At 45.0% G+C, this 21,927-nt stretch carries 22 protein-coding genes; 6 read left to right on the forward strand and 16 right to left on the reverse strand.

Annotated elements, in window-relative coordinates:
• Positions 1-78 precede the first annotated feature (78 nt).
• Together tyrS and M3M37_RS07270 are read right to left on the reverse strand one after the other, a co-directional pair.
• Positions 79-1,335, reverse strand: coding sequence for a tyrosine--tRNA ligase (gene tyrS, locus M3M37_RS07265; protein ID WP_252795134.1), 1,257 nt, complete (start codon positions 1,333-1,335; stop codon positions 79-81).
• A gap of 22 nt (positions 1,336-1,357) precedes the next feature.
• A complete protein-coding gene (locus M3M37_RS07270) occupies positions 1,358-2,161 on the reverse strand; it encodes a tyrosine-protein phosphatase (RefSeq protein ID WP_252795135.1) in 804 nt (267 codons plus the stop codon).
• A 140-nt stretch (positions 2,162-2,301) separates the two neighbouring features.
• Here M3M37_RS07270 and M3M37_RS07275 point away from each other — a divergent pair, with 140 nt between their 5' ends.
• The 3 genes from M3M37_RS07275 to M3M37_RS07285 all read left to right on the forward strand — a co-directional run bounded on the left by M3M37_RS07275 (position 2,302) and on the right by M3M37_RS07285 (position 4,389).
• The gene (locus M3M37_RS07275; RefSeq protein ID WP_252795136.1) at positions 2,302-2,553 is read left to right on the forward strand and encodes a hypothetical protein; all 252 of its coding nucleotides are present in this window, start codon (positions 2,302-2,304) and stop codon (positions 2,551-2,553) included.
• A gap of 311 nt (positions 2,554-2,864) precedes the next feature.
• Positions 2,865-3,794, forward strand: coding sequence for a ribose/proton symporter RbsU (gene rbsU / locus M3M37_RS07280; RefSeq protein ID WP_252795137.1), 930 nt, complete (start codon positions 2,865-2,867; stop codon positions 3,792-3,794).
• Positions 3,795-3,924: 130 nt separating this feature from the next.
• Complete coding sequence (locus M3M37_RS07285) at positions 3,925-4,389, forward strand: DUF2798 domain-containing protein (protein WP_252795138.1); 465 nt, start codon at positions 3,925-3,927, stop codon at positions 4,387-4,389.
• Positions 4,390-4,437: 48 nt separating this feature from the next.
• Here the strand turns inward: M3M37_RS07285 and M3M37_RS07290 are convergent, their stop codons facing one another.
• Positions 4,438-4,845 (reverse strand): hypothetical protein, encoded by a 408-nt coding sequence (locus M3M37_RS07290; RefSeq protein WP_252795139.1) that lies wholly within the window; start codon positions 4,843-4,845, stop codon positions 4,438-4,440.
• A gap of 12 nt (positions 4,846-4,857) precedes the next feature.
• The gene (gene rlmD / locus M3M37_RS07295) at positions 4,858-6,264 is read right to left on the reverse strand and encodes a 23S rRNA (uracil(1939)-C(5))-methyltransferase RlmD (RefSeq protein ID WP_252795140.1); all 1,407 of its coding nucleotides are present in this window, start codon (positions 6,262-6,264) and stop codon (positions 4,858-4,860) included.
• 133 nt (positions 6,265-6,397) lie between these two features.
• On the opposite strand from rlmD, the gene M3M37_RS07300 reads away from it, so the two are divergent.
• On the forward strand, positions 6,398-7,054 hold the full coding sequence (locus tag M3M37_RS07300) for an ABC transporter ATP-binding protein (protein ID WP_252795141.1): 657 nt from the start codon (positions 6,398-6,400) through the stop codon (positions 7,052-7,054).
• Positions 7,047-7,808 carry an ABC transporter permease gene (locus tag M3M37_RS07305; protein ID WP_252795142.1) on the forward strand — a complete coding sequence of 254 codons (762 nt, stop codon included), beginning with the start codon at positions 7,047-7,049 and terminating at the stop codon, positions 7,806-7,808. Before M3M37_RS07300 ends, M3M37_RS07305 begins: the two co-directional genes overlap by 8 nt.
• A 31-nt stretch (positions 7,809-7,839) precedes the next feature.
• On the opposite strand, the gene M3M37_RS07310 is transcribed toward M3M37_RS07305, so the two are convergent.
• The 9 genes from M3M37_RS07310 to M3M37_RS07350 all read right to left on the reverse strand — a co-directional run bounded on the left by M3M37_RS07310 (position 7,840) and on the right by M3M37_RS07350 (position 18,008).
• Complete coding sequence (locus tag M3M37_RS07310) at positions 7,840-8,493, reverse strand: hypothetical protein (protein WP_252795143.1); 654 nt, start codon at positions 8,491-8,493, stop codon at positions 7,840-7,842.
• A 118-nt stretch (positions 8,494-8,611) separates the two neighbouring features.
• Positions 8,612-9,532, reverse strand: coding sequence for an ABC transporter ATP-binding protein (locus tag M3M37_RS07315; protein ID WP_252795144.1), 921 nt, complete (start codon positions 9,530-9,532; stop codon positions 8,612-8,614).
• Entirely contained in the window at positions 9,525-10,577 is a 1,053-nt protein-coding gene (locus M3M37_RS07320; RefSeq protein ID WP_252795145.1) for an ABC transporter ATP-binding protein, read from the reverse strand. Before M3M37_RS07320 ends, M3M37_RS07315 begins: the two co-directional genes overlap by 8 nt.
• A gap of 15 nt (positions 10,578-10,592) precedes the next feature.
• Positions 10,593-11,618, reverse strand: a complete 1,026-nt coding sequence (locus tag M3M37_RS07325) for an ABC transporter permease (protein ID WP_252795146.1) — start codon at positions 11,616-11,618, stop codon at positions 10,593-10,595.
• Positions 11,618-12,550, reverse strand: a complete 933-nt coding sequence (gene opp3b / locus M3M37_RS07330; RefSeq protein WP_252795147.1) for an oligopeptide ABC transporter permease — start codon at positions 12,548-12,550, stop codon at positions 11,618-11,620. The genes M3M37_RS07325 and opp3b overlap by 1 nt, the downstream gene beginning before the upstream one ends.
• Positions 12,551-12,565: 15 nt before the next feature.
• Entirely contained in the window at positions 12,566-14,215 is a 1,650-nt protein-coding gene (locus M3M37_RS07335) for a peptide ABC transporter substrate-binding protein (protein WP_252795148.1), read from the reverse strand.
• A gap of 280 nt (positions 14,216-14,495) precedes the next feature.
• Positions 14,496-15,908 carry an amino acid permease gene (locus tag M3M37_RS07340; protein ID WP_252795149.1) on the reverse strand — a complete coding sequence of 471 codons (1,413 nt, stop codon included), beginning with the start codon at positions 15,906-15,908 and terminating at the stop codon, positions 14,496-14,498.
• A gap of 223 nt (positions 15,909-16,131) precedes the next feature.
• Positions 16,132-16,974 (reverse strand): DUF6198 family protein, encoded by an 843-nt coding sequence (locus tag M3M37_RS07345; protein WP_252795150.1) that lies wholly within the window; start codon positions 16,972-16,974, stop codon positions 16,132-16,134.
• Between the two features lie 20 nt (positions 16,975-16,994).
• A complete protein-coding gene (locus M3M37_RS07350) occupies positions 16,995-18,008 on the reverse strand; it encodes a zinc-dependent alcohol dehydrogenase family protein (protein ID WP_252795941.1) in 1,014 nt (337 codons plus the stop codon).
• A gap of 376 nt (positions 18,009-18,384) precedes the next feature.
• On the opposite strand from M3M37_RS07350, the gene rbsK reads away from it, so the two are divergent.
• Positions 18,385-20,007 carry a ribokinase gene (gene rbsK, locus M3M37_RS07355; protein ID WP_252795151.1) on the forward strand — a complete coding sequence of 541 codons (1,623 nt, stop codon included), beginning with the start codon at positions 18,385-18,387 and terminating at the stop codon, positions 20,005-20,007.
• Between the two features lie 88 nt (positions 20,008-20,095).
• Here rbsK and M3M37_RS07360 read toward each other — a convergent pair whose 3' ends face one another.
• The 3 genes from M3M37_RS07360 to M3M37_RS07370 all read right to left on the reverse strand — a co-directional run bounded on the left by M3M37_RS07360 (position 20,096) and on the right by M3M37_RS07370 (position 21,790).
• The gene (locus M3M37_RS07360; protein ID WP_252795152.1) at positions 20,096-20,650 is read right to left on the reverse strand and encodes a DNA/RNA non-specific endonuclease; all 555 of its coding nucleotides are present in this window, start codon (positions 20,648-20,650) and stop codon (positions 20,096-20,098) included.
• Positions 20,651-20,700: 50 nt separating this feature from the next.
• Positions 20,701-21,348, reverse strand: a complete 648-nt coding sequence (gene trhA, locus M3M37_RS07365) for a PAQR family membrane homeostasis protein TrhA (RefSeq protein WP_252795153.1) — start codon at positions 21,346-21,348, stop codon at positions 20,701-20,703.
• A gap of 76 nt (positions 21,349-21,424) precedes the next feature.
• Positions 21,425-21,790: a sunset domain-containing protein gene (locus tag M3M37_RS07370; RefSeq protein ID WP_252795154.1), complete on the reverse strand. Its 366-nt coding sequence runs from the start codon at positions 21,788-21,790 to the stop codon at positions 21,425-21,427.
• Between the last annotated feature and the right edge of the window lie 137 nt (positions 21,791-21,927).

Consider the following 21,927-nt stretch of genomic DNA (forward strand, 5'->3'; position numbering starts at 1 on the left):
CAAAGGATGTTCTTAAGCTTAAGTCCAACTAAAAAAGCGTGCATCATGTTCTGATGTACGCTTTTTTGTTTGGATTAATTAGTTATTTACCCGGGCTAGGAAGTGTTTCTTCTTACCGCGCCGGACAATCACGTACTGTCCGTCAAAGTTTGCGGCCGGGTCAATTGTAGCGTTCACGTCCGTAATCTTTGTTCCGTTAACCGTAATGGCGCCGTTTTGGACGTCTTCGCGAGCCTGGCGTTTGGAACTATCGACGCCCATCTCCAGCAAGAGGTCGATCACGTTATGAGGACCAGCGGTGATTTCCGTGGTGGGAACGTTGTTGAAAACTTGGCCGACTTCTTCAGTACTTAATTCTTGCACGTTACCAGTGAAGAGCAGCTGGGAAATTCGTTCAACATTTTCAACTGCTTCTGGTCCATGCACAAACTTGGTTACTTCTTCAGCTAAACGGCGTTGCGCAGCCCGTTTCCACGGTTCGTCCTTAACCTGGTTGGCTAATTTGTCAATCTCAACCTGATCCAAGAAGGTGAAGTACTTCAAACACTTAATGACGTCACGGTCATCCTGGTTAAACCAGAACTGGTAAAATTCGTAGGGTGAGGTCTTCTTCGGGTCGAGCCAAACCGCGCCACCGGCTGATTTTCCGAACTTAGTTCCGTCAGACTTTAACATCAATGGAATCGTGAGGCCGTAGACCTTAGTGTCTGCTCCGCGTAACTTGTGGATTAAATCAATTCCGGCGGTAATGTTTCCCCACTGATCTGCGCCACCAATTTCAAGTTGCACGTCGTATTTCTCGTGCAGGTGGAAGAAATCGTAGGCTTGCAGGATTTGGTACGTAAACTCGGTAAAGGAAATCCCTTGTGACAACCGACTAGCGACGACTTCCTTATTTAACATGGTGTTGACGTTAAAGAGCTTTCCGTAGTCGCGCAAAAAGTCGAGCAGGGTCATGTCCTTGGTCCAATCGTAGTTATTGACGATGTGCGTGTTGGGAGCATCGCCAAATAACTTTGTCATCTGCGCGGTTAATGCTGCGACGTTTTTTTGGACTTGTTCTTTAGTTTGTAATTGGCGTTCCGTTTTACGACCGCTGGGATCACCGATGGAACCAGTGGCCCCACCAATTACGATGTAGGGATGGTGTCCAGCTCGAGCAAATCGTTCCATAATCATGAAGGGAAGTAAGTGCCCGATGTGCATACTGTCCGCAGTGGGATCAACCCCACAGTAGAGGGCAATGGGATGTTCGTTAATCGTTTTTGCTAAACCTTCAGCGTCGGTTTGCTGATTTATTTCACCCCGCCACTGTAAATCTTCAATGATATTCATATAAACCTCCTGGGTACTGAAATTATGCTAGGTAAAGGGTTTGTAATTGTTCGCGCTCGGCCGGTCCTACGCCTAATTCGGTGGTTAGGAATTGGTCTAAGCCACCATACTGCTCGTTGATGGTGGCTAAGGCAGCGTCTAAGAAGTCCATGTTAACGGTATAGAGGGATCGCAAACTTCGAATGGCCGTTTCTGAAAAGCCGTTGGCTCGAGCTTCATCCATCTTTTGATCAACAATCGGTTTTACTACTTGGTTAGTCAGAATGTAATCCTGTTTGATGGTGTCTAAATCAACCCCTAAGGCGTATAGAAGAAAGACTGCAGCCATCCCGGTTCGATCCTTTCCCGCTGTACAGTGAAAAAGGACGGTACTGTCTGCTTGATTGTTTTGCAGTAAAACTTGGAAAAAGCGATGGTAGGCCTGGTGGCAGCCATCATTTTGAACCATCCGTTTGTAAACGGAAACCATGTGGTCGTGACCGTAGTTGGGATTGTCCTCTAACATTTGCCTGAATTCTTCTGGATCCTGGGAGTTATCGGTTCGGTCTTCGTCAAAGACCGGATCAAAAATGTATTCCACCTGGTTGTTTTGGTGATCGAGGAGGGCATCTGGAACATCAGCACGTTCCTGACCCGAGCGTAAATCAACGTCATAGCGGACGCCATAGGCCTTTAAAAAGTTCAGGTCAGCGTTAGTTAGCATGCCTAAACTACCGGAACGCAGTAATTTATGCCATTTGATGGTTCTGCCGTCGGTGGTTTGATAGCCACCCAACTCGCGCAGATTGTCTGTCGAGTTAAGTTTAATGATGCGTTCGTTTTTCATTTGGTTCACGTCCTTTGCTCGATTGTCATACTACCATTATATCACTGACAGATTCGGGAATTGAAGCATAATAATAGTTTACAAACGAACCTAAGTGCACTAGGCTTATGGTAATTAACAAACGAAGGGGAATGACACTGATGGAAATGACAGAACGCCAATTAATTCAAGAGATTTTAAACACGGTTGATGTAATCTATGACTTTGAAAACGTGGATGAAGATACCAAGGAATACACCCTGTTAATCAAGCGTCAAACGGGAGATGTTCGTGCTTTAAACGTGATTAACGACGAGATGAAACACTACTTTAACGAAGCCAATTTTGATTACCAAGAAGAAGTTGAACCAGCCGAAATTGATTGTGACATTCGGGTTCAAATCAAACGTTAAGCAGGAAAACAAAGGTGGGAAGTTAATTCCTCCTTTTTTATTTGGCATTACAGGCTTAAAAACTATGTGACTGACGCTACAAAGAACTACTGCTGATCAGTAAGTAAATCAAATTTGGATCATCTTGAATAAAGAAAAAATGGAAATCAGCTTGAGCATCGGCTTCATTGCACAGCTAGCAAACAAGGGGTTTAGCAACCCTTAAAATTTTGTAAAAAAAGTTTGTGAAATCGTTTTCATTTCTGCTAAAATGCGTTATACTTAAAACCGTTAAAAGGAATCGAAAATTGATTCATTGGAGGGTATTAATTATGAGTGCATTAGCTTTATTAATCGGGATTATTCCCGTGATTGGTTGGGGTTTCTTCCCCACGGTTTCATCTAAAATTGGTGGGAAACCAGCTAACCAAATTTTAGGGGCAACCATTGGTGCCTTGATTGTCGGCTTTGTGGTCTTCTTGGTAACCGGTTGTGGGTTCCCAACGGGACTTAACTTGGTCTTAGGAATCTTATCTGGATGCGGTTGGGGCTTCGGTCAAATCATGGCCTTCAAGGGTTACTCATTGATTGGATCATCCCGGGTAATGCCAATTACCACGGCCTTTCAGTTGATTGTAACGGCTCTCTGGGGTGCTTTTGCTTTAAGTAGTTGGCCTGGGGTTACTAACAAAATCATCGGAATGATTGCCTTAGTAGTTATCATTATCGGGGCAACGTTGACCACTTGGAACGAAAACAAGGAAAACACCAACGCTGCTGCTTTACGGAAAGCCATCATTTACCAATTAATTGGTGTGATTGGTTACTGGCTCTACTCGGCTGCTCCGCAAGTAGAAAACCTGAAGTGGGCCGAAGGATTCATTCCACGGACTGCTCCAATGAGTGGATTACAAGCTTTCCTTCCCCAAACCATTGGGATGGTGTTAGTCGCTGTCATCTACTGCTTGACTCAAGTTGGTAAAGAAAACGTCTTCAAAGAAGCAACTTCTTACAAACAAATTATTGCCGGTTTCTTCTTTGGAATTGCCGCATTAGCTTACTTAGTTGCTGCTCAACCAGTTTCAAAAGGTGGCTTAGGCTTATCTACAGCCTTCGTGCTTTCCCAAGTTAGTGTAGTAATCGCTACGTTAACCGGAATCTACATGTTAGGCCAAAAGAAGACTCACAAGGAAATGGTTGCTACTTTAATTGGATTGGCTCTGATTATTGTTGCCGCTGCCGTTACGGCCTTCTTAAACTAATTAACTACCATTAAAATCCTTAAACCAATTTGGTTTAAGGATTTTTTGTTTGGAGCGGCAAAAAATGCTTACGAAGCTGACTCGCTTTGTGCTAAAGTAAGCAACAGTTAGCACAAAGAGGAGGAAGCAAATGCCTAAAAATTGGAAAGAAGAATTATTTTTTACCGGTATGATGGCCGGCTTAATGGTCTTAGGGATGACTTTTTATAACATTGTCAAAACGGACGGCTTTTCCAGTCACGTGTGGACGGAAGTCTTAACTGGTTACCCACTGGGTTTATTGGTGGCGGTTCTATTAGATCTTTTGTTAGTGGGACCACTGGTCAAGGCCGTGGTTTTCAAGTTCTTGATTAAGGACCCCGCAAACACCAGTCCGATTCGGATTGGAATGACTATTTCGGTCCTGATGGTCTTGGGGATGGTGACCTGCATGTCCTTATTTGGACTGCTGATGAGCACTGACACACCATCAAACTGGGGTGTAGCATATCTGATGACCTGGGGCTTGAACATCATCGTGGCCTTACCCTTACAACTACTGTTGGTGGGACCGATTTCTCGCTTCGGGTTACAGAAGTTACAACAAACGAATTAACTAAAAAACACTTCCACTTTGCGTAATGCAAACTGGAAGTGTTTTTGGTTAGCGATAATAACGATGTTGTTTCAACAACTGCTCCGAACGTTGGTCGTACGGTTCATAACCAAGATTTTGCGAGTGACGGAAGTACATTAAGTTGTAAATCCCACACCACAAAAAGTTAAAGAAAACCCCGAGGGCGTAAGAAGCGGTTGCTAAGTCGGTTCGAGTGAGATAACTATATAGCATGGTGAAGCCGGCTTCAATCCCGAGCATACAGAAAATGTTATACCAGTCACCTCTAAACCAAGCCGGTAGGATTCCAAAAAACAGCGCAGTAAAGGATAAACCGACCTTGTTAATCCGCACCCGTCCGTCCTTGCGGTAGACCACCGCGTAGTTATCCGGGAGCATGGTTAGCAGTTGTTTTAATTGGTCATCATCTTCGTCATTAAGGTTAAATTGATTCATAAACAATCTCCTTTATTTCAGAGTTAATTTAACCACAATTTCGACGTGTGCCGTTTGCGGTAGCATGTCGACGGGTTGTAAGTAGTCAACGGTGTATTCCTTGGTTAACTGGACCAGGTCCTGGGCCAAGGTGGATTGGTTGCAGGAAACGTAGACAAATTTCCGGGGTCGGGTGGCGAGAATGGTATCAATCAATTTTTGATCCAAGCCGACCCGGGGCGGATCAACTACGAGCGCATCGGGATACCACCCCGCTTGTTCCCATTCGGGCAAGAGTTCTTCGGCCTTTCCGGTAAAGTAGTGGGCATTTTCAATCCGATTGGTAGCGGCGTTTTGATTAGCATCTTCCACTGCTTCCGGAATCGTTTCCATTCCTCGGACCTCAGCCACTTGATTAGCCAAGGTCAGTCCAATGGTTCCGACTCCCGCGTAGGCATCAACCAGCCGATCAGTTGAGGCTAATTCTAACGCTTGACCAGCTAAGTCATAGAGCTTGGGGGTCATGATGGAGTTTAATTGTAAGAAAGCCCGGGCCGAAAGGGAAAATGATAAGCCCTTGATTTTTTCGGTGATCGTCGGACTTCCAGCCAATCTCATGGTCTGTTCACCCCAAATTAGCGGAGAAGTACCGGGATTGACATTGTGCATGATTGACGTCACTTCCGGGAGTTCTTCGGCAATCCGCCAGATTAACTGGTGTTGTTTTAAAAGCTTCTTAGAGTGCGTAATAAAAACTAGTTGTACCTGATCGGTGTTTCGAGCGGCCCGTACCACAATCGTCTTTAAAATCCCGGTGTTAGATTCTTCGTCATAGGTCGGAATCTGGAGGTCTTCTACCATCCGGACCACGGCGCGCATGACCTTCATCGTGAGTGGGTCTTGAACCGCGCAGGTTTCCATGTCGACCACTTCGTGTGTCCCTTCTTTATAAAGCCCAGCAATTATGCGACCGTCTTCATCGGTCCGAATTTGAAATTGGGCCTTATTCCGGTATTCATACGGATCTTGCATCCCAATCACGGGGCGCACGTCGTATTTTTCAAACCCCCGGGGATGAAAGCGACTGAGGGCTTGTTTGACTAAATCCCGTTTAAACTTTAACTGTTGGGGGTAGTCGAGCACTTCAAGTTCTAAACCACCGACTTCGTTGGCGTAGGCGTCACGAGGAGCAATCCGGAACTGACTTTTTTTATCAATTTGTTGCAGCGTTCCCCGAAGGTAGCGCGGTTTAATTTCACTAATGTCAGCCTGGACGACTTCCGTCGGGAGGGCGCCGGGAATGAAGATTAATTTGCGGCGGTAGTAACCGACCCCTTCGCCGTTAATGCCAAGTCGTTTGATGGTAACGGTCACGCGTTGGTGCAGTTGCACCTGGACGTCTGTGGACCGCTGGTGAGACTGGTTTCGTTGTTTTTTCATTTTTTCTCCTTATGTAACTAATCCGTTTAATTATATCATTTCTAGGCGTGTTCCCGCAGGGGTTGGCTTCTAGTTGGAGTCATGGGTAAATCAGCGTATAATTAAAAAAGATTTAAGAAAAGAGGAGATTGCCATGCATCAGTTAGAGACACAAGCATTGTGCTATACGATTGACGATCGTAACATCATTAACAACATTAACTGGTCGATTGATCAAGGCGCCGTGGTCACGATTACTGGTCCTTCCGGAAGCGGGAAATCGACCTTTGTCAAGCTGTTGGCGTCATTACTAAACCCCACTAGTGGGACGATTACCTTTGCAGGCAAACCGATTACCGAACTAGATCCAATTGCGTATCGACGCGAGGTTTCGTATGCGGTGCAACAGCCAACCTTGTTTGGTGATACCGTGCGGGAAAACCTCGAGTTTCCGTACCAAATTCGCAAGCAACCGTTTGACGAACAGCACGCCATCCAAGCGCTGAAGACGGTGGATCTCGGGGAAGCGGACCTAGATCGCCAGGTTACGAGCTTGTCGGGGGGAGAAAAACAACGGGTTGCATTACTGCGGAACGTGCTCTTTCCGCCGAAGATTTTAATTACGGATGAGGTTACCACTGGCTTAGATAGTGATAGTAAAGAAAGTGTTCACAAAATGCTGGATTATTTTAACCAGAAGTACCAAATGACGGTCATCATGATTACGCACGATGACGAAGAAATTCAGGCGGCCCAACATCTCTACCAAATCAAAGCCGGTCAAATGGAGGAGGTTGCTAAACATGCATAATCTAATTGTTTCTAATACGGCCCTCGCGTTAACGGCGGTCTTTGTGGTCTTTGCCATGTGGATTGGGTACCGGGAACACCTGGGCATTACCAAGGACTTGATTGTTGCTACGATTCGGTGTGTGATTCAGTTATTCGTAGTGGGATACGTGTTAAAGTACGTGTTCCAAGTCAACAACTGGTTGCTCACCATGTTGCTAATCTTAATCATCATCTTCAACGGGGCTTATAACGCGCGGGGTCGTAGTGGTGGCTTGCGAAATGCCTTTTGGATTTCATTAACGGCGATTGCCACCAGTACATTAGTGATTTTACTGGTACTGGTGCTTGACGGTGCTTTGAAGTTCATTCCTTCCCAAATTATTCCAGTCTCGGGGATGATTGTTAGTAACTCAATGGTTTCGATGGGCCTCTGTTTCCGGACAATGAATTCGATGTTTAAGGACCGTCGTTCCCAGGTTTTGGAAATGTTAGCGTTGGGAGCAACCCCGATGATAGCTAGTAAAGGGATTATCCGTGATGCCATCAAGACGGGGCTCCAACCCACAATTGATAGTGCCAAAACGGTGGGACTCGTAGCATTACCCGGGATGATGTCTGGGATGATCTTTGCCGGAGCTGATCCAGTATTAGCCATCAAATACCAGATTATGGTGACGTTCATGCTTTTGGGGATCACCTCAATTAGTTCCATTATTGGGTGCTACTTAGGCTACAAGAGCTTCTTTAATCAACGGGATCAATTAATTCGCTAATGGATATTAAAAAGGAGTAACTCGTTATGAGTTACTCCTTTTTGTGGGTTTGGTGTTTTTCGTGGTAGAGATAGGCGCCCAGGATGAGGATGATAATCAGGGCCAGCACCACGAAGCGAATTAAGCGCGAAAAGCCAATTGGATCCGTCGTGGTAGGGCTGATAATGGGAAACAAGATGAGCGGATAAAAGAGGATCAGCCACAAGAGCACGGTGAGTACAATCGTAGCCCAGGTCGGTAACCGTAAGAAGAAGCGCATCATGAAGGGACGAGTAACGAGCCAGCCAAAGCCCCAGATGTAGGCCACGGCCAACAGTAAGCTTCCTACGTTGAGTTGCAAGTGAGGAATCAGTAGGACTGGAACACACAGGGCGATTACCAACCAGAAGGTTACTATGCACAGAAAATGTAAAAGAGACTTCGGTTTGAGCTTTTGGGCCTGGGTTAATTGATAAGCCAAAATTTTCGGATTCATCTGAAAGGTAGCCTGTCCAGATTTGCCCTGTTTTTGTCCGTCTAAGAGCCGATAGAGGATTCCTAGTAGTTCGGATTCAATCTCCGTTTCGTGGACAAAGAGGCTGAAGAACCGGACGTAGAACAGCAGGGATTGATAATAACGCTGATGAGGTTTGTCGAGCTTGGCTTGTAAGTTAGCATTTTGTTGGCTCAATTGATTGTATTTCATGAGCAGACTCCTTTACTAAGTAATTTGGTTCATTATATCATTTCTGAACCCGCTTTGAACGGTTGGCTCAGTTTAAAACTGTAAACAAAAAGCCCCTCCTAGGAGGGGCTTTTTGTGGTTATTGATACTTTTTGGCAGTCGCTTCGTCACAGTAGAGGAAGTGGCCGGGTTTTACTTCACGGAGTTCCTCGCCTTCCTTAAACGGATGCGAGTGATCAAACTCTTTAACGTGATGATTGCGTTCTAGTTCTGGATCAGGAACTGGAACCGCTGATAGCAGGCTCTGAGTGTAGGGGTGGAGCGGATGGTTATAAACTTCTTCCGTTTCCGCCATCTCGACGATTTTACCCTTGTAAAGCACGGCAATTCGGTCACTGATGTACTTCACCATCGACAAATCGTGGGCGATAAACAGGTAGGTTAATCCTTGTTCTTCCTGAATGTCTTGTAACAGGTTGACCACTTGGGCTTGAATTGAAACATCAAGGGCCGAAATCGGTTCGTCGGCAATGATGAAGTCAGGTTGTACGGCTAATGCGCGGGCTATCCCAATCCGTTGTCGTTGTCCCCCAGAGAATTCGTGGGGATATCGGTTGGCAAATTCAGGGTTCAAGTTAACCTTCTTGAGTAAGTCGGCTACCTGACGATCCCGGTCTTCGCTGTTTTGGGCCAGGTGATGAATGTCAATTCCTTCGGCAATGATGTCCTTAACCTTCATCCGGGGGTCTAAAGAAGCGTAGGGATCTTGGAAAATCATCTGCATCTGCTTCCGGAAGTCCTTGAGATGTTTGTTTTTTAATTTCGCAATGTTTTCATCGTGAAAGTAAACGTCACCACTGGTTGGATTGTACAGCCTAATGATACTTCGGCCGGTGGTGGTTTTTCCGGAACCAGATTCACCCACTAAACCAAGGGTTTCACCTTCGTAGATGTCAAAGGAAATGTCATCCACGGCCTTGACTTCATCCTTTTTGCCTTCGTTAAAGTACTGCTTTAAGTGTCGCACCTTTACGATTGGCTTTTGTTCTGAATTAGTCATGTTGTTCTTCACCTCGCAGTTCTTTGTACTTTGCAAACCGCTTTTGAATTGATTCTGGCGGAGTTACCTTGGGAGCGCGGGGATCGAGCAGCCAGGTAGCGGCGTAGTGGGTGTCCGTCACCTTAAAGAAGGGTGGTTGTAACCGTTCGTCAATCTTTAGGGCATAGGGATCCCGGGGAGCAAACGCATCCCCCTTGGGTGGGTTAATCAAGTTAGCTGGAGTTCCGGGAATGGCTTTCAGTCGTTGACCTTGAATGTCTAGGGTAGGCATTGAGTCGAGGAGTCCCCACGTGTAAGGGTGCTTTGGATCGTAGTAAATTTCGTCCGTCAATCCGTATTCAATGATCTTTCCGGCATACATCACGGCGACCCGATCAGCAATTCCGGCTACCACTCCTAAATCGTGGGTGATGAAGATGATGGAAGTTCCAATCTTCTTTTGCAGGTCCTTTAATAAGCTAATGATTTGAGCTTGCACAGTCACGTCCAACGCTGTGGTTGGTTCGTCGGCAATCAGAATTTCGGGGTTATCAATAATGGCCATCGCAATCACGATCCGTTGCCGTTGCCCACCAGAGAATTGGTGAGGATAGTCCTTGATTCGTTCCTTGGCGTTCGGAATGCCCACCATTTCTAAGACCTCGAGCGCTCTTTTCATGGCTTCTTCTTTTGAAGCATCACCGTGAGTAATCAACGGTTCAGCCACTTGCTTACCAATCGTCATGGTGGGGTCCAATGAGGTCATTGGATCCTGGAAGATCATCGAGATGTCTTTTCCCCGAATCTTATCCATTTCCTTGGGACTTAAATGGAGGAGATCCTGGTCATGAAACTGGACGGAACCACCAGTAACCTTGGCGTTCTTAGCGTACAGTTGAATCACGCTACGCACGGTTACTGATTTTCCGGAACCAGATTCACCCACGAGGGCGAGGGTTTCTCCCTTTTTCAGGTCGAAACTAACGTCTCGGATGGCGTGGACAGTTCCGTTTAAGGTGGAAAAGTCTACTTGTAAATTTTTCACTTGTAAAATGTTGTCAGTCATCGGTACTCCTCCTTTCTAATCAGATTGTGGGTCAAAGGCGTCCCGCAGGCCGTCCCCAACGAGGTTCGTGGTAATCATAATCAAACTCAGGATTAAAGCAGGAATCCACATCTGGTAAGGCAGGAAGTGGAAGGCTTTTTGTCCGTCGCTCATCAACGTACCTAAAGAAGCGTTTGGTGCCGGAATCCCAATCCCGATGAAGCTTAGGAAGGCTTCAAAGAAGATGGCACTTGGAATCGAGAACATCGTCTGAATGATGATGGTCGAACTCAAGTTAGGAATCAAGTGTTTCCAAGCAATCTTAGTCTTTGATTCACCTAAAGTTTGGGAAGCTAACACGTATTCGTTTTCCTTCAGTTTGAAGACCTGCGCCCGAATCAAACGAGCCATGGTAATCCAACCGGTAAAGGCAATCGCAATCGTGATCGAAGTCAAACCTGGTTTCAACACGATTAACAACAAGATTACGACGATGAGGTCAGGAACAGAAGAAATAATTTCGATAATTCGTTGCATGAACGTATCAACACGTTCGCTGGCTAATCCAGAAACGATTCCGTAAGGAACCCCGATGAAGAGGTCCAACAGGGTCGCAACGACGGCGACGATAATTGAGAGTCGGGTTCCGTAAAGCACCCGAGCGAAGAGGTCCCGACCTAGGTAGTCGGTCCCAAAGACATAGTAAGTACCGTGGGGAACGTGAGCCTGTTTATAGGCGTCCACCGTGTGACCAGCGACCGTTTGCATTCCATTAAAACCAGGAATGTTCAAGTTCCCAATCTTGGGTGGCAAGTTAGCAAATAAAACGTTTTGCGCGTTTGGATCAGTCGGAACAAAGGCTGGTCCAAGGAACGCGATTAACACGATCAGTAAGAGGATGATTCCGGAAACCATCGCGATTTTGTTGTGGAAGAGACGCCGTTTAACGTCTTGAAAGTAGGTCCGTGAGTCACCAACGACTTCGCCAGAAATGGGCAAGTTCGATAAATCATTGCTGACAAATTGGAATTCACTTTCCTGGGGTGGTAAATTTTGTGCCATTATGCTTTTCCTCCTTTACCAAGTCTAATCCGTGGGTCAATGATTCCGTAAAGGATATCAACAATCAGAATGATGGAAACCATCAAGACCGAGTAGAAGATCGTCAAGCCCATGATGGTTGGGTAATCATTGGTTAAAATTGACTGCACAAATTGATTCCCAATCCCAGGAATCGAGAAGATTGATTCAACTACCATGGAACCGGTCATGATGGAAACAGCCATCGGACCAATTACCGTGATGATGGGAATTAAGGAGTTTCGAATGGCATGCTTGATAATCACTTGGCGACTGGTATCACCCTTAGCTTTGGCAAGCTCAATGTAGTCACTGTGGAGCACATCAACCATTTCCGTCCGCATGTATCGCGCGATACTGGCCAATGGAAAGGCCGCTAAAGCAAGCGTGGGGAGGATGGAGTAACTAAAGCCGTGCCAGAGAGCCACGGGGAAGAGTTGCCATTTGTAACCAAGGTAGTATTGCAACAGGATGGCTAACACGAAACTAGGGATGGATAATCCTAAGATCGATACAATTGTAGCCGTTGCATCCACCCAGGAGTTTTTCCGGATGGCAGCGATACTTCCAAGGATGATTCCAAGGACCGTTCCAACAATCATGGCTTGCAGTCCTAATTGCATCGAAGGTCCAATGTGGTCCCCGATTAATTGCGTAACGGGTTGGTTGTTAAATTGGAAAGATGTTCCCAGGTCACCGTGTAAGAGGTTTCCCATGTAGATAAAGTATTGTACGTAGAGTGGCTTATCAAACCCATACTTATGGTTCATCATGGCTAATTGGGCTGGAGACATTTTGGCTTGGTTCGTGTACGGCGTCCCCGGCAACCCTTTCATCATGAAGAAGGTGATGGAAGCGATAATTAGTAACGTGAGAAACAGATAAAAAATTCGTTTTAGGATGTACTTCGTCATCGTTTTTAACCTCCTTTATTTTTTGTAAACGGCTGCCATGTCATATTGACCATTTGGGGTAATGTTAAAGCCACGCACGTCTGGTTTTGTTAAAGAAGCAGTCGTGTTTTGGTACATTGGGATAATTCCCTGTTCTTGGGTCAAAATGTGTTGCGCGGTTTGCATGTTTTGCCAACGAGCAGTTGGATTGTTGGCATTGGTAGATGTAGCTGCCTTTTCTTGTTCGTCAAAGGCTTTGTTCGACCATTTTCCGTTGTTTTGCGGGTTGCCGGTCGTTGCTAAGTCTAAGAAGTTGGTTGGGTCAGGATAATCAGCGTTCCAAGCAGAGGTGGCCATGTCAAAGTCCCCACTGGCTTCCCGTTGAAGTCGGGTCTTAAATGGAACGGAGCTGATGGTCATCTTTAGACCAGGTAAGTCCTTTTCCATGTTGTTTTGCAGGTATTCAGCGAGTTTCTTGGTGGTGTCGGTGTTATCCGCCGTGAAGGTCAGGTTGAGTTCTTTTTGCCCAGTTTCCTTCATTCCTTCTTGCCACAGCTTCTTCGCTAAGGTGGGGTTGTAAGCCGTGTACTTGCGATCAGCCATAGCTTGATCGGTCTTAGTAAAGTCCTGCCCAGTTTGGGGATCCTTGCTCATCTTGCTTGGTACCAGGCTGTGAGCCGGAATCCCGGTCTTTCCTAAGATTACGTTAGAAAGATCGTTTCGGTTGATAGTTAAAGACATAGCTTGTCGTAACTTGGCGTTTTTCAACGCTGGAATTTTCTTTTGGTTTAACTCTAGGTAGTAAGTTGAGTTCGAAGGATCAGTGCTAAATTCTTTACTGTTTGATAATTGCCGGGCCGTGTCACCATTCAGGTCTTGGTACCGGTCTAAAACGTTGGTGTCGTAAAGGTTCAAGCCAGTATTTGGATCAGCAATGGTGTAGTATTTCACCTTGTTTAACTTCACGTTTTTAGCGTTCCAGTAATTGTCGTTCTTCACATCGGTCCACTCAGTGTCGCCGACCTTCCAGTTCTGCAACTTGTACGGTCCGTTGAAGACCATGCCCTTGCTGGCTAGTCCGTATTGGTCACCGAGCTTTTCAACCACTTTTTGGTTCAATGGGTAGAATTGGGAACTAGCCATCAAAGTGTCGAAGAATGGGATGGGGTGATCCAGGTCAATTTGCAACTTGTAAGGACCCAACGCCTTAATTCCCAGTTGGTCGGGCTTTTTCTTCCCGGCTGTAATGGCGTCTGCGTTTTTAATTCCACTATAGATGTAGGAATATTGCGAAGCGGTCTTAGGATCCACAATCCGTCGCCAAGCGTACACGAAATCGTTGGCGGTTACTGGGTCACCGTTTGACCATTTGGTTTTTTTCAAATCAATCGTGTAGCGTTTCCCATCATTGGTGGGTTTTGCAATTGATTTAGCAACAGCCGGTTCTAAGTTTTTACCGGTGAAGCGATATATTCCCTCCATGGTGTTGTTTAAAGACTGAGCTCCATAAGCATCAGTGTTTAAAGACGAGTCCATGGTGTTGATGGGAGCTTTGGCACTAACTGAGAGCGTCTTTTTGTCACCGCCATCAGCAGCATGAGCTGGATTAATTAACCCAGTCAGCGTGAGAGCAGCGGCACCAACGAGCGCAACCGAAATTAGTTTATGGTGCCGAAAAAATTTCATAGTGACTACCTCCAAAAAAAGTTCAAAAACTTAAGTTTTTCTTATTGTACCCCCCATGAAAAGCAAATGTAAACATAAAATATTAATATTCACGTAATTAATGAGGATATTAAGGAATGGTTTGCGAACGCCTGACGGGGAAAGAAAGGCAATGTTTGCTAATTAGCTGGTTTGAATGCTAATGAGGACAATTGTTCACCTAAAATAGACTCAAATCAGAAAATTAAGGGTAATTACTCATCATACAAAAAGCAGTTCCACAATTAGAACTGCTGCAATGTTATTTATTTAATACTGAATGACGACGACTGTAACCGAAGTAAACGATTAATCCGAGCACTAACCAGATGAAGAACCGCACCCAGGTTTCCCAGTTCAGACCTGCAATTAACATGAAACAGAAGAGAATTGACATGATGGGCGTGAAGGGAACCAAGGGAGCCTTGAAGCCCCGTTTGGCGTTGGGTTGCGTGTAGCGCATTAACATGATTCCAGCCGCTACTAGAATGAAGGCTGACAGGGTTCCAATGTTCACCAGTTCGGACAGGATGTTTAAGTTAATGAAACCAGCGGCAAGGGCCGTAATGATTCCAAAGAACCAGGTTACTACGTAAGGGGTTTGGTGTTTTTGGTCCACCTTACTAAAGACTTTCGGAAAGAGACCGTCCCGCGCCATCGAGTAACTAATCCGAGATTGACCGTACAGCATTACTAAAATGACAGTGGTCATTCCAACTACGGCTCCAAGACTTACGACCGCAGCGAGCCACGTTTGTCCGGTTTGGGCGAGTACGGCTAGTACCGGAGCGTTGAGGTATTTAGCAAAAACGGGGTACTTGACTACTCCAGTCATAATTAAGGTCATTACGATGTAGAGAATTGTTGAAATGATTAGCGAGAAGAGAATCCCACGTGGGAGGTTCTTGCTCGGGTTAATCGTTTCTTCAGCACTGGAAGAAACAGAATCAAATCCGATGAAAGAGAAGAACACGATTGAAGCGGCCGGAATGATTCCAGCAGCCGTCCCGTTGTGGATGGAGTACCAGCCAAATGGGTTAAATGGTTTCCAATTAGCTACCTTAACCGACCAAACTGTAAAGAGAATGAAGAGTAAGATTACGGCCAACTTAATGAACACCATGATGGAGTTCAGCCGTTTGGTTTCGTTGATTCCCAGCGAGATAACCCAGGTGATGATTAGGACAATCAGGAAGGCCGGGAGATTAAAGATGGTGTGGACGCCCGGAGTTGTTCCAGCGGCCGCGGTTAAAGCCGTCGGGACCTTAATCCCAATATTGGCTAAAATGTTAACGAAGTATCCGGACCACCCGACGGCCACGGTGGCGGCTGCAAGGGCGTACTCTAAAATCAAATCCCAGCCAATGATGAAGGCAATTAACTCACCAAAGGCAATGAAAGAGTAGGTGTATGCCGAACCAGAAATGGGCGCCATGGAGGCGAATTCTGCGTAACAGAGACCCGCGAACCCACAACAGATGGCGGCAATCAGAAATGAAATGGAGAGGGCCGGACCCGCAGTCAATGCACCTTTCCCCGTCAGAACGAAGATCCCGGTTCCGATGATGGCCCCGATCCCGAGTAGGGTGAGGTCCTTAGCGGTTAGACTCCGTTTCAGCGGGGTTGATTGGTTAAGTAATGTATTAATGTCTTTTTTACGAAAGAGACCGTGCATGGTAATTCCTCCTTTACGGTGTGAAAATTAAATTTTTCTAACGATAGCACGAAGAATAATTGCTGTCAACGTAAAATAAACAATTGTTTATGTCACAAAACACTTCATGGAAGTGACGCTTGTGCGGATTGTTATATAGAAGAAAAAAGCCGAAATAGTCCGACTTTGCTAGGAAAATAAGCATAAAAAAACCACGTTACTAAATTAGTAACGTGGCTAAAAGTTATTGTTTAATCTTTTTTTCTTCTTCGTGTTCCTCAATATCGCTATCAATTTCTTCAGCGATAATGGATTCATCACCTTCCGCAATATCCACAGCTTGGTGTTTCAGGTGTGGGAAGACCATCTTATCAGCCCAACCAGTAATGTTTCCTTGGAAGAGGAAGGCAAAAATGGTTCCAATTCCGTAGTAGGTAAACTGACGGGTGATGATAAAGGCAATCACTCCCATGATCGTAGGGGGAATGTAGGAAGCCCACATTGCTCGCGCGGCATGACCTTTGAAGTATTTGAACCGCAGAATCTGCATCAAGTCATCAGCTGGGTGCAACACGAGGTTAACCCGCTGATAAATTGAAATGGCAATTGCGATGAAAGCCACCCCGATAAAGTTAATCAAGATGTAGAGGGCGATTAACCACCAGTCACCGGCATGAGCGCTGGCAACCGGGATGTTAACGATGGGACTCATGTGGAAGCCAAATAAGTCACCACCCACGAACAAGTTATCAAAGAATTGAATCAGGAAGGAGAACGGCACCATGAAAATTACGTTTCCCAAGGCCCGCCCCCAATCCCAGTGACCAACTAGAATCGCGTTTAAGATGGTCGTTAAAATTCCTAGGATTAAGAACGCCCAAAACAAGTTCCAGTGAAAGGCAATCCCTAGGTTTGTTTCAGTCGCCGTCCAATAGGCTGATCCCAAAAAAGAAGGAAGCACTTTTGAACTAGAAACCAACGTAAGTACGTTACCCAACGAGTTAATTACCAAAGAGAGGATAAAAAACATGATGGACGTCTTCATGGAAATCGTCCGTGGCGTTTTTTTGGGTTTTTGATAAGCCATGTTTCTCTCCTTTAGTTAGATTATTTCAAGTCAGGGTTAACGGCAACGATGGTTTTACCAGTCTTAGGAGTAGAGTGGTCTAAAACACCTTCAACTTCTTCTAACGAAATTACGTTAGCTTGGAAAGGTTCAACCTTTACGGCACCTGATTCAAGTAATGCAATGGAGTCCACGAAAGCATGCGGGTTAATCATAGAACCTTTAACCGTTAATTGCTTCTTGAAGATTTCGTAAGTGTTCATTGAGAAGGTTTGGCCAGGAGCACCAACCCCGAACATAAATACTTGAGCACCTGGGTTAGTGTGTTCAACGGCTTGTTCTTGGGTTTCTGGTTTACCAACGGCTTCGATTACAAAGTCGTAGTTACCAGGAATGTCTTCTTTAGTCGTATTAACGACGTGGTTTAAGTTTAATTGTTCTTTTTCTTGGGCCAGTAAGTCATCGTGACGACCAGTCATCGTGATGTCTTGGATTCCGTAAGCACGCAATAATTGGGCGAATAACTTAGCCATGTAACCATCACCGATGATTAAAGCTTTCATGCTTGGTTGAATGTCTTCCGTGATGTGCATCGTGTGAACACCACAAGAAATTGGTTCCATTGAGCAAGCAGCCTTTAAGGAAATGGCATCTGGAACATGGTAAGTTACTTCTTCAGGAGCAGTGAAGTATTGTTCCAAACCACCATCACGAGTAACCCCAACGGCAGAAAGGTTTTCACATTCTTCGTAAAGGCCGATGTGACAGTAGTGACACTTGCCACAGTAGATGTTAGGGTCAACGGCTACCCGGTCGCCTTCCTTAAAGTTTTTCACGTTCTTACCCACGGCACGAACGACACCTGAGTTTTCGTGACCTAAAACAATCGGAGGAACGGCATCAGCAGAACCTGGAAGCCCGTTAAAGAGGGCGTTGTCAGTACCACAAATCCCTGCGTAAGCAGTTTCTACTAAGACCTCATCGTCTTTAGGAGTAGGAACTTCGCGTTCTTCAATTTCCATTTGTTGCTTGGCAGTCATTACTAAAGCTTTCATCTTGTCAGCCATAATCTTTCTCCTTATAAAGTAAAGTGATAATTTGAGCATAATTATTAACCTGAGATAATCCCTTAAAATGATGATATTTCTCATTAACAATCAAACTCAACGTTACACCTTAAAATATAAACCGTTTACATTATTATTGCAAGGGGTTTTGAAGAGTTTTTCTAAATTTGCTTAATTTCACAAGTGAAATAGTGCGCAAGTTAATTTACGGGTGCATGAGCTGGCTTATTTTAGCAAAAACCTCCTTTTAATTAATGTAACTTTTCACAATCTCGGCAATGTGCACAGGGTTATCAGTGTTTGTAAGCGGTTACAACAACGTGGTATAATCGAGGCGAAAACGAGATAGAAATGAGGTCATGAGATGAAAAATGTTGTTGTTGTCGGATCTACCAACGTTGATAAGGTTTTAAACGTGGAAAAATACGCGCTGCCTGGGGAAACGCTGGCGATTAATAGTTACCAACAATCCCACGGTGGTGGTAAAGGAGCAAACCAGGCCATTGCGGCAGCCCGGTCGGGAGCGCAAACTACCTTTATTACGAAACTAGGAAACGATGAAGACGGTCAAAGCATGCTAACTGGTTTTCAAAATGACCACATTAACGTGGATCACTTAGTTACAACTGATCAAGCCCAAACGGGAAAAGCATACATAACGGTCGACCAATCCGGCCAAAATTCAATTTACGTTTACGGTGGGGCCAACATGGAATTGACAGCTGATGACGTGGAAGCACACCAATCAGTGATTGCCAAGGCAGATCGGGTGATTGCCCAACTGGAAATTCCGCTCTCAGCGATTATTGCTGCCTTTAAGATTGCCAAAGAACATGGGGTGCAAACCATTTTGAATCCAGCGCCTGCCAAGGAGTTACCGGAAGAGTTATTGCGTCTAACTGACGTGATTACGCCGAACGAAACGGAAGCGCAAACGTTGACTGGCATCGAGGTCGCTGATGAGGTTTCAATGCTGGATAATGCCATGGCCTTCTTTAGCAAGGGGATTTCGATGGTAATTATCACGGTTGGTTCTAAGGGAGCGTTTTACGCGACGCCACAAGCACACGGCTTTATTCCCGCTTTTAAGGTTAAGGCAGTGGATACGACTGCTGCTGGGGATACCTTTATCGGGGCCCTGGCTTCGCAATTAGAGATGGATAACAGCAACATTGAAGACGCCATGCTGTACGCCAACCGCGCTTCTTCATTAACGGTGCAGGTTGCGGGTGCTCAAAACTCGATTCCAACTCGAGAACAAATTGAGGCTGCCAACCAAAAGACCAATCACTCTAAAGAACAGATTGAACGCGAAAAGGAACAAGCAGCCCAATACGTGGCAGCCCGAATTCCAGATCACATTGTGCTGGGCCTCGGCTCTGGAACCACGGCGGCTTACTTTGTGAAGGCGATTCACGATCGGATTGAGAAGGAACACCTGGATATCGAGTGTGTGGCGACTTCGGTCGGGACGCAACAACTAGCTGAGAAGTTAGGAATGCGGATGTTGGATGTGAACACAATTGATGCCGTTGACGTGACGGTCGACGGGGCTGACGTGGTTGATGATCACCTCGATGGAATTAAAGGCGGTGGAGCAGCGCTCCTGTTTGAAAAATTAGTCGCTAACATGTCGAAACGCAACATCTGGATTGTGGATGAACGCAAACCACGGCACTCGCTCGAGGGTCAAATGTTGCCAGTAGAAGTCATTCCGTTTGGAGGGATGGGGGTCTTCCGTTACTTGCGTGACAATGGGTACCATCCTGCTTTCCGCTTCCAGGAAAACGGGGACATCATGGCGACCGATTCGGGTAACTACCTGATTGATATCACAATTCCTAATGATGCTGATTTACAAGCTCTATCCGAAAACCTCAAGAAACAAACTGGGGTGGTGGAGCACGGGTTGTTCCTAAACATCTGTGATGAGATGGTTGTTGGTGGCGACCAGGTCAAGGTGGTTAAGCGTGAGGATTCGAAGTGAAAATTAGTTAGTTTATCAATTTTAAGTAATATCTAAATAAAAATGGGATGTTTACCAATTAGGTAGATATCCCATTTTTATTATTTGTTTATATTTGATATGTTTTGCCGTTATTATAATTAATTGAAATTTCTGGCTGAAAGTTTGGAACGTATTCTTGGAACGTTTCTTCTGATTTCATAGCAGTTACATTGATTAAAATTCCTCGTGGAACTATTTCGTTTCCATTGTATTGAAGTCTAGCTTCATATAATATGCTCTCTTCATCATAATTTTCTAATAATTTAAGCATTTTTCTTTCAATTTTTCGAAAAATCACTTGATTACTATGTTGGGTTTGAGTGAAAATATTACATCTATTTGCCCAAGTCCCGTGAGTATTTTTTTCTTCATAACCATCGTCGTTTATATTATTTAAAAATTTAAATGGAACTATGTGGCCCCGATTGTAAACAAAAATATTCCCTTTACTGGTTTTATAGTAATCATTTTCAAATCCTAAAGGTTTAAATTTTGAACCGTGTCTTTTTTTACCTTCTTCAATTAAATTATGTTTTGTTAAAATTGCTGTAGCACCAAAAGGCCTTCCCTTGGGATCTTCATTAAATTTATCTTTATAGAAATTTATAACATTATTTTCCAAATTCTATATCACGCTTTCTAAATTTTATAGTTGTTTTTATAACCTTATTTTTAAACACTCAAATAAATCGAAAAGTACATTAAAATCGTCCCCAACATCACAAACAGGTGCCAAATGACGTGGCCAAACAAAATTTGCTTAAAACTGTAAATTACAGCCCCCAGCGTGAAGGACACGCCACCGGCAAAGAGGAGCCAGAAACTCAGATGACTAAGGTTCTGCCATAAGGGCCAGGCGTCGACTAAGCAGGCCCAGCCCATAATAATGTAGATTACGGTTGAAACCATGGGGAACCGATTGCCGTACATGGCCTTGTAAATGATTCCCGCAATTGCCATCAGCCAAATCACGATGAGCGTGGTCCAACCCAGCCATCCACCGATGGTAATCAAACAGTAGGGCAGGTAGGTTCCGGCAATCAGAATGTAGATCGCGGAATGATCAAAGACCTGAAAGACGTGTTTGGCCGGAGTGAACGAGAGGCTGTGAAATAGGGTGGAAGCTAGATAGAATAGCACCAGAATGGAGCCATAGATTGCAAAGCAGGTGATTCTTAGGGCACCGCCTTCTTGGATGCCGCGGATAATTAACATCACTAGTCCGGCAATGCTAAGGGCTACGCCAATCCCATGGGTGAGGGCACTGAGAATCTCGTTTAAAATACGATAGTCTTGGCTGTTACGAAATTGATTGATCATAGATAAAACTCTCTTCATTAATAAAATTGGTTCAGCTTCATCATACCAAAAAAGGAACCGCACAGGCGGTTCCTTTTTAACGGGCAGCTTTATGATATCCAGCGGCTTGGGCTTCTGCTTCGGAATGGAAGGAAACAATGTTACCGCTGTTAATGTGATAGTTTGATTGGTCGGGGGTATGGTAAACCATGGTCCGACTATTTCCGACTATGGTTCCAGTTGCTGGTGAATTGGAAGCAGGTTTGGCATCAGTTTGATTCTGTTCCGCCGTAGTTTGATCCGTGGTAGCTGGACTAGTCGATGTTGACTTTGTTGGCAAAGCAGATTGCATCGTTTTCTTATGCTTTTTTGGTTTGTGATGTTGTTTTTTAGGCGTCGTTTTTTTAACCTGGGACGTTTTTGTTTTGGCAGAATGGCTAGTAGCTCGAGCGTTTGTAACCAAAGAAGTAACAATTGTTAGGGTGAAAATGGTAACAAGACCAACCAGAAGCTTTAAACTACGGTGAATGGAACGAATGATGAACAACTCCTTCATTATTTTGTAATTAGTTTAATAATAGCAATTTCAGCTTTTAATTT

It is taken from the genome of Fructilactobacillus carniphilus (assembly GCF_024029675.1).
GTDB lineage: Bacteria > Bacillota > Bacilli > Lactobacillales > Lactobacillaceae > Fructilactobacillus > Fructilactobacillus carniphilus.

Coding starts and splice junctions, on each gene's coding strand:
- M3M37_RS07300 (WP_252795141.1), top strand. CDS start 6,398: ATGCATCAGTTAGAGACACAAGCATTGTGCTATACGATTGACGATCGT.
- M3M37_RS07275 (WP_252795136.1), top strand. CDS start 2,302: ATGGAAATGACAGAACGCCAATTAATTCAAGAGATTTTAAACACGGTT.
- trhA (WP_252795153.1), bottom strand. CDS start 21,348: ATGATCAATCAATTTCGTAACAGCCAAGACTATCGTATTTTAAACGAG.
- rbsU (WP_252795137.1), top strand. CDS start 2,865: ATGAGTGCATTAGCTTTATTAATCGGGATTATTCCCGTGATTGGTTGG.
- M3M37_RS07335 (WP_252795148.1), bottom strand. CDS start 14,215: ATGAAATTTTTTCGGCACCATAAACTAATTTCGGTTGCGCTCGTTGGT.
- M3M37_RS07320 (WP_252795145.1), bottom strand. CDS start 10,577: ATGACTGACAACATTTTACAAGTGAAAAATTTACAAGTAGACTTTTCC.
- M3M37_RS07290 (WP_252795139.1), bottom strand. CDS start 4,845: ATGAATCAATTTAACCTTAATGACGAAGATGATGACCAATTAAAACAA.
- rbsK (WP_252795151.1), top strand. CDS start 18,385: ATGAAAAATGTTGTTGTTGTCGGATCTACCAACGTTGATAAGGTTTTA.
- rlmD (WP_252795140.1), bottom strand. CDS start 6,264: ATGAAAAAACAACGAAACCAGTCTCACCAGCGGTCCACAGACGTCCAG.
- M3M37_RS07310 (WP_252795143.1), bottom strand. CDS start 8,493: ATGAAATACAATCAATTGAGCCAACAAAATGCTAACTTACAAGCCAAG.
- tyrS (WP_252795134.1), bottom strand. CDS start 1,335: ATGAATATCATTGAAGATTTACAGTGGCGGGGTGAAATAAATCAGCAA.
- M3M37_RS07350 (WP_252795941.1), bottom strand. CDS start 18,008: ATGAAAGCTTTAGTAATGACTGCCAAGCAACAAATGGAAATTGAAGAA.
- M3M37_RS07325 (WP_252795146.1), bottom strand. CDS start 11,618: ATGGCACAAAATTTACCACCCCAGGAAAGTGAATTCCAATTTGTCAGC.
- M3M37_RS07345 (WP_252795150.1), bottom strand. CDS start 16,974: ATGGCTTATCAAAAACCCAAAAAAACGCCACGGACGATTTCCATGAAG.
- M3M37_RS07305 (WP_252795142.1), top strand. CDS start 7,047: ATGCATAATCTAATTGTTTCTAATACGGCCCTCGCGTTAACGGCGGTC.
- M3M37_RS07315 (WP_252795144.1), bottom strand. CDS start 9,532: ATGACTAATTCAGAACAAAAGCCAATCGTAAAGGTGCGACACTTAAAG.
- M3M37_RS07340 (WP_252795149.1), bottom strand. CDS start 15,908: ATGCACGGTCTCTTTCGTAAAAAAGACATTAATACATTACTTAACCAA.
- M3M37_RS07285 (WP_252795138.1), top strand. CDS start 3,925: ATGCCTAAAAATTGGAAAGAAGAATTATTTTTTACCGGTATGATGGCC.
- opp3b (WP_252795147.1), bottom strand. CDS start 12,550: ATGACGAAGTACATCCTAAAACGAATTTTTTATCTGTTTCTCACGTTA.
- M3M37_RS07270 (WP_252795135.1), bottom strand. CDS start 2,161: ATGAAAAACGAACGCATCATTAAACTTAACTCGACAGACAATCTGCGC.